This is a genomic window from Bradyrhizobium sp. P2_E8 (genome assembly GCF_056403875.1).
This window is the reverse complement of sequence record NZ_JBFUES010000374.1, coordinates 1-6,721: the sequence shown is the minus strand read 5'-3', so window position 1 is coordinate 6,721 and position 6,721 is coordinate 1. Positions and strand designations below refer to the sequence as shown.

General features: G+C 69.6%; 4 protein-coding genes. All 4 read right to left on the bottom strand.

Annotation, left to right across the window (positions count from 1 at the left end):
* Positions 1-170: 170 nt before the first annotated feature.
* A complete protein-coding gene (locus AC1D00_RS20800; protein WP_135177899.1) occupies positions 171-2,234 on the bottom strand; it encodes a hypothetical protein in 2,064 nt (687 codons plus the stop codon).
* A gap of 7 nt (positions 2,235-2,241) precedes the next feature.
* Positions 2,242-5,055 carry a DUF4159 domain-containing protein gene (locus AC1D00_RS20795; RefSeq protein WP_477011957.1) on the bottom strand — a complete coding sequence of 938 codons (2,814 nt, stop codon included), beginning with the start codon at positions 5,053-5,055 and terminating at the stop codon, positions 2,242-2,244.
* Complete coding sequence (locus tag AC1D00_RS20790) at positions 5,052-5,996, bottom strand: DUF58 domain-containing protein (RefSeq protein ID WP_135177897.1); 945 nt, start codon at positions 5,994-5,996, stop codon at positions 5,052-5,054. Before AC1D00_RS20790 ends, AC1D00_RS20795 begins: the two co-directional genes overlap by 4 nt.
* Positions 5,996-6,721, bottom strand: a 726-nt coding sequence (locus tag AC1D00_RS20785; RefSeq protein ID WP_477011956.1) for an AAA family ATPase, incomplete at its 5' end; no start/stop codon positions are given. The genes AC1D00_RS20785 and AC1D00_RS20790, both read right to left, overlap by 1 nt.

Here is a 6,721-nt window from a genome sequence, read left to right as displayed (position 1 = left end):
TGCCGCTTAGCCTCATCCTGAGGAGACCGCTGGAAGCGGTCGTCTCGAAGGACGAGGCGTGCGGTGAGGCGCTGTCAAAGGTCATATGCGATAGCCCTCCCCCGCAAGGGGGGAGGAACGCACCGCCGTCGCGGCGCTAGGCGAGTCCGATCCCATCACGCTTCAGGAGATCAGCGCCCTTCGCGGACCCAGGTCGCGGCGAAAGCGCCGAGCAGCAGCAACAGGCCGATCAGGCCGGCGAAGATCGGCAGCACGCCGACGCCCTTCACGACGCTGGCGTCGCGCATCCGCACGCCCATCCAGCCGTCGCCATGGAAGACGCTCACCGAGCGCACCGGCACGACGCGCGGCAGCTCGACGCTGGAGCCGTCGACCACGCGCACGGCATCGCCGCCGGTCGCCTGCGTCAGCGGCTTCAGGGTTTCGGTGGTGGAGGTGACTTCCGAAAACTCCTTCGGATTGGTCGGGCCGACATTGATCAGCGCCTTCAGCGTGCCGTCGGTCGCCTGCCACAGGCCGAGTTCGTTGGCCGGCAGGCTGGCGCGCCACTCGCCGGGATCGCCGGCGCTCAGCGTCAGGTCGCGCGACACGCCCGACGGCGAGGTCACGCTCACCGGCTGCACGCTGTCCGACATGGTCTGGCGCACCACCACGAGATCCTTGCCCTGCACCTGGAGGCGCAGCGCTTCTTCATCGAGATCCGGCTGCTTCATCAGCCAGTGCGACATCCGCCTGAGCAGGTCGAGATGCGGGCCGCCGCCCTCATAGCCGCGCGCCCACAGCCAGATGTGGTCGGAGAGCAACAGCGCGACCCGTCCCTCGCCGAAGCGCGACAGGAACAACAGCGGCTTGCCGTCGACGCCCGTCATCACAGGCGGGTTGACGGAATTGCGGGTGTCGACGGTGCGGAAGAAGCGGCTCCAGCGCGGCGGCTCGCTTGCCGAGCCCTCCAGCCCGCGCGTGACCGGATGGCGTTTGCCGATGTCGGACAGGTGCGCATAGAACGGCTTCTCGGTCACGCCGACCGGCTCGGCCGGCAGCACCGAATCCAGCGGGGTGCGCCAGATGCTGGTGTTGGAGGCATAGTCGGGACCGGCCGAGACCAGCACCGCGCCGCCCGCGCGCACATAGCGCGCGATGTTGTCGAAATAGGCGATCGGCAGCACGCCCTGGCGGGCGTAGCGGTCGAAGATGATCAGCTGGAATTCATTGATCTTCTGCTGGAACAGCTCGCGGGTCGGAAACGCGATCAGCGACAATTCGTTGATCGGCGTGCCGTCCTGCTTCTCCGGCGGGCGCAGAATGGTGAAGTGCACGAGATCGACGCTGGCATCGGACTTCAGGAGGTTGCGCCAGGTGCGCTCGCCGGAATGCGGCTCGCCCGAGACCAGCAGCACGCGCAGCTTGTCGCGCACGCCGTCGATGGCGACGACGGCGCGGTTGTTGACCGGCGTCAGCTCTCGCTCGAGCGGCGAGGCCTCGATCTCGACGATGTTCGGGCCGGCATGCTTGATGTCGACGTCGACGCTCGCGCTCTGGCCGCTTCCCAGCGTGCGCTCGTTGATGACCTCGCCGTCGCGGCGAACCGTGACCTTGGCGCGCTCGCCGGAGACGCCCTGGTCGTCGAGGCGGTAGGTGATGGTTTGGACCTGGCCGACGATGCCGAAGCGCGGGGCCGCCGTGATCGCGATGCGGCGGTCGCGCTCGTCCTTCTGCCCGGTGATCAGCGCGTGCACCGGGGCCTGGAAGCCGAGCGCGGCCGCGTTCGCGGGAATGTCGTGGACGCGGCCGTCGGTGATCAGGAACGCGCCGGCGACGCGGTCGACCGGCACGTCCGACAAGGCCGAGGCGAGGGCGCCGAACAGCCGTGTGCCGTCGGTCTCGCCGTCGGCCTGTCCGGCGTCGACGACGCGGACCTCGAGGCCCTTGATCTTCTTCAGGCCGTCGACCAGCGCTTCCTGCGCCGCTGCTGCCTCGCGATTGCGGTTGCCGAAATTCTGGCTCGGGCTCTTGTCGACCACGACCGCGGCGACCGAGGTGAGGGGATCGCGGTCCTCGCGGGTGAAGGAGGGATTGGCGAGCGCCAGCAGGAACAGCACCAGCGCGGCCACGCGCACCGCAGCGCCGCGCGCACGCGCCAGCAGCAGCACGACGGCAATGACGACGATCGCGGCCAGCGCGAGCCACAGGACGATCGCGGGAACAAGCGGCGTGAACGCGATGCCGTAATTCATGTCGATCCTATTGCCCCAGCCGTTCGATCAGGGCCGGTGCGTGCACCTGGTCGGCCTTGTAGTTGCCGGTTAGCGTGTACATCACGATGTTGGCGCCGGCACGGTAGGCGAATTCGCGCTGGCGCGGGTCGCCGCCGGTCACCGGCAGCATGTACTGGCCGTCGGGGCGCACGGCCCAGGCGCCGGCAAGATCGTTCGAGGTGATGATGATCGGCGAGACGCCGTCGCCGCCGCGCGCCGGGCGCTGCGCGCTCTCGTCGTCGTCCTCGCGCGGCAGGGTCTCGACCCAGGTCTGGCCGCTGTTGAAGCGGCCGGGGAAGTCGCGCAGCAGGTAGAAGGTCTTGGTCAGCACGTGCTCGCGCGGCACCGGCTCGAGCTCGGGCACGTCGAGCGAGGACAGGATGTCGCGCAGCGCCCGCATGCCCGGCGTCTGCGAGGCGCCGTTGTCGCCGGCCGGCGCTTCGATCGCGTCGCGGGTGTCGAACAGCACGGTGCCGCCCTGCTTCATGTAGGCGTCGATCTTGTTGATGGCGTCCTGCGGCGGCTTGGGCGCGCCGGGCACGATCGGCCAGTAGATCAGCGGGAAGAAGGCGAGCTCGTCGCGCGCGGGATCGATGCCGACGGGATCGCCGGCCTCGAGCGCGGTGCGCTGCGCCAGGAACAGCGTCAGTCCGGACAGGCCCGCCTTGACGATGGAATCGACGTCGGCATTGCCTGTTACGACATAGGCGAGGCGGGTCTGCGATACCGCCTTCATCGCGAACTCGTCCGTGGCGCTGTCGGCGCGCGCGGGCGTCGGCGACAGTGCCGGGAGGCTAGCCAGCACGAGGCCGAGCAGGATCATTGCAGGCGCGGCGCGGCGGCGCAGCAGCGCGGCGAGGCCGCCGCCGAGCACCGCGACGATGATGGCGTCGACCAGGAACAAGGCGAGCGCCGTCGTCAGCAGCCAGCCGCGTAAGTCGCGCGGCTCGGCGTTGGTGTAGGTGGCGTGCCGGGCGCGCAGGCTCGCGGTGTTCAGGGCTGCGATGCGGTCGGCGCTAGCAAGCGTGTTCACGGCGAGCGGTCCTTCTGCCGGACCATAGAAGCCCGGCGGATGATCGGGTGTGGCGCGGTCGCGATAATCCGCGGGCAGCGGCTTTGCCGTGGCCGGCGGCGGACCGAAGGCGCCGAACCCGTCGAGCATGTGCAGCGGCGCCACCGTCTCGGTGGTCGCCTCGCTGGCGACCCCGGCGCCGGGCTTGGCGGTGTAGCCGGACATGTCGACGACCCGCCGCAGCATTTCGACGAAGATGCCCGACATCGGCAGATCCGACCAGCGCATGTCGGCGCTGACGTGGAACAGGCTGACGATGCCCTTGCCGCGATGCTCGCCCGTCACCAGCGGCGTGCCGTCTTCCAGCGACGCCCAGCTCTTGGTGGCGAGCACGGCATCGGGCTCGGCCAGCACCTGGCGGCTCACGGTGACATCCTTGGGGACGACGACGCCGGCAAACGGACCGTCGGCCGCGAAGGCGGCGAGGTGCTGCGGCTTTTCCCAGGTCAGGCTGCCGCCGAGCGTGCGGCCGCCCTTGCGCAGCTTGACTGGCACGAGATCGTCTTCGGCCTGCGCCAGGCGGGGCCCTGCGAACCGCACCAGCACGCCGCCCTGGTCGATCCAGGCATTGAGGCGCTCGCGGAGTTCGGGCGCGATGGTGCCGACATCGGCCAGGATGATCATCGGCAGCTTCTGGTCGAGGAACTGGGTGATGCCCTGCTGCGGCGAGCCCTTGTCGGCGAGCCGCACGTCGGCGAACGGCGCCAGCGCGCGGGTGAGGTAGAAGGTCGGCGCCAGCAGCGGCTGCGCGGTTTCGCTGGTCGCGCCCGAGACGATGCCGATGGCGCGGCGGCGCCAGCGCTTGTCGAGCAGCTGCACCGCGCCGGCGGAGCGCTCGCCCGATATCTCCAGCCGCGTGATGTCGTTGCGCAGCTCGACCGGCAGGTCGAACGCGGCCTCGGTCTCCTTGTCCTGCGGGCCGAACGAATAACGCGCTTCGCCGATCGGCGATGCCTTCTGGTCGAGCGCGCGCACGGTGCCGACGGCAATGCCGCCGTCGGTGCGCAGCACCTTCACCGTCATCCTGGCGGCGGCGTTCTCGGCCGCGACCAGCGCCAGCGGCGAGGAGGTGCCGCCTTCGAACACGGTCAGGCTGCGATCGCCGATGGTCTTGCCGAGGGCCTGCACGAATTCCTCGCCGCGGCCGGTATCGACGCCATCCGACAGCCAGGCGATCTCGCAGTCGCCGGTCGCTTTCAGGAAACGATCGATCGCTGCGAGGGTTTCGACGCGCTCGATCGAATAGGGCTTTGGTACCAGCTGGCGCAGCGCGACGCGCGCCGCCCCCGCCGGCATCAGGGTGATGTCGCGGTTCGGCTCGGACAGCGGCACCAGCGCGATGGCGCGGCGGTCGTTGTCGGCGTTGGCGATCAATTCGTCGGCGGCCCTGATCCTGATGTCCCAGTTCGAGGCCGCGCTCCAGCCGTCGTCGAACATGATCATCAGCGGCGCCTTGCTGCCGGCAAGCCCCGTCTGCGGATTCCAGATCGGCCCGGCGGCGGCGAAAATGACCAGCGCCGCTGCCAGCAGGCGCAGCGCAGTCAGCCACCACGGCGTCCGCGAAGGCGTCTCCTCCCTTGGCGCGATGTCGAACAGCAGGCGCGTCGGCGGAAACTCGATCCGGCGCGGCCGCGGCGGCATCACGCGCAGGAGCCACCACAGCACCGGCAGGCTGACGAGGCCGATCAGGAGCAGCGGTTCGGTGAAGGCGAGCGGCAATCCCATCATGCGGCCGGCCCCGCCTTGATGGTGGTGGTGCGGGCGCCCGACTTGCTCACCTGCATGCCGGCATGCAGGAACAGCAGCAGCTCGGCGGCGGAGCGGTCGGTCGCATGCGTCGTGAACAGCCAGTCGAGCTTGGAGGTCTGGGCGCGGATCTGGTCGCGGTGCAGCGCGAGCCGCGCGGTGTAATCCTGCGCCCAGCTCTCGGCGCGGCCGGCGGTGATCACGCCAAAGCCTTCCGGCTCGACGAACTCGATGCGGCCGGAATAGGGGAATGACTCCTCGGCGGGATCGACCACCTGCACCATCGTGCCATGCGCGCCGGAGCCGGAGAGCCCTGCGAGCGTCGCACTGATCTCCGCGATCGGCGACCAGAAATCCGACAGCACGATGATCTCGGCGAGCGCGGAAGGAACGAAGGACGGCGGCAGGCTCAGCCGGTCGGCATCGTCATGCAGCATCGCCTGCGCCATCTTGTCGATGACGCTGCGGCTCGCGGTCGGCGCCATCAGCCCGGGAATGCCGACGCGCTCGCCGCCCGAGACCAGCAGCTCGGCTAGCGCGAAGGCGACGATCAGGGTGCGTTCGAGCTTGGACTCGCGCGCGGTCTTCGAGGCAAAGGCCATCGACGGCGAGCGGTCGGGCCAGATCCAGACCGTGTGCGAGGCTTCCCATTCGAGCTCGCGGACATAGAGATGGTCGTCGCGCGCCGAGCGCCGCCAGTCGACGTTCTGCGACGGCTCGCCGGAGACGAATCGGCGGTATTGCCAGAAATTTTCGCCGGAGCCGGCGCGGCGCCTGCCGTGCAGGCCGTGGATGACGTTGGCGGCGACGCGGCGGGCCTCGAGCACCAGGCGCGGCAAGGAAGCTGCGAGCGTGCGGCTTTCGCCATCGGCACGTCGGATCGCGATGATCTCCTTCGCCGTGTGCCCGTTCTCAGCGGCCATCAACCGATCCGTGTTTTCAACTGCCGGATCACGTCCGGAATCGTGCGCCCTTCGGCGCGCGCCTGGAAGGTCAGTGCCATGCGGTGCTTCAGAATAGGTTCGGCGAGGTCGAGCACGTCGTCGATCGAGGGTGCGAGCCGTCCGTCGATCAGCGCGCGTGCGCGCACCGCGAGCATCAGGGATTGGCTGGCGCGCGGGCCGGGGCCCCAGGCGATGAACTTGCCGGTCTCGCCGCTGTCCGGACCCGGACGGGCCGCGCGGACCAGCGACAGGATCGCCTCGACCACGGAATCGCCGACCGGCAGGCGCCGGATCAGCCGCTGCGCGGTGATCAGCGCTTCCGCGGTCATCGAGCCCCTCGCCAGCGTCTCTTCGGCGCCGGTGGTCTCGAACAGGATGCGGCGCTCGGCGTCGCGATCGGGATAGTCGACGTCGATCTCCATCAGGAAGCGGTCGAGCTGCGCTTCGGGCAACGGATAGGTGCCTTCCTGCTCCAGCGGGTTCTGGGTCGCGAGCACGTGGAACGGCTTCGGCAGGTCGTGACGCGCGCCGGCAACGGTGATGTGCTGCTCCTGCATGGCCTGGAGCAGCGCCGACTGCGTGCGCGGGCTGGCGCGGTTGATCTCGTCGGCCATCAGGAGCTGCGCGAACACCGGACCTGCGATGAAGCGGAAGGCACGCCTGCCCGCGGTGCTCTCGTCGAGCACCTCGGCGCCGAGGATGTC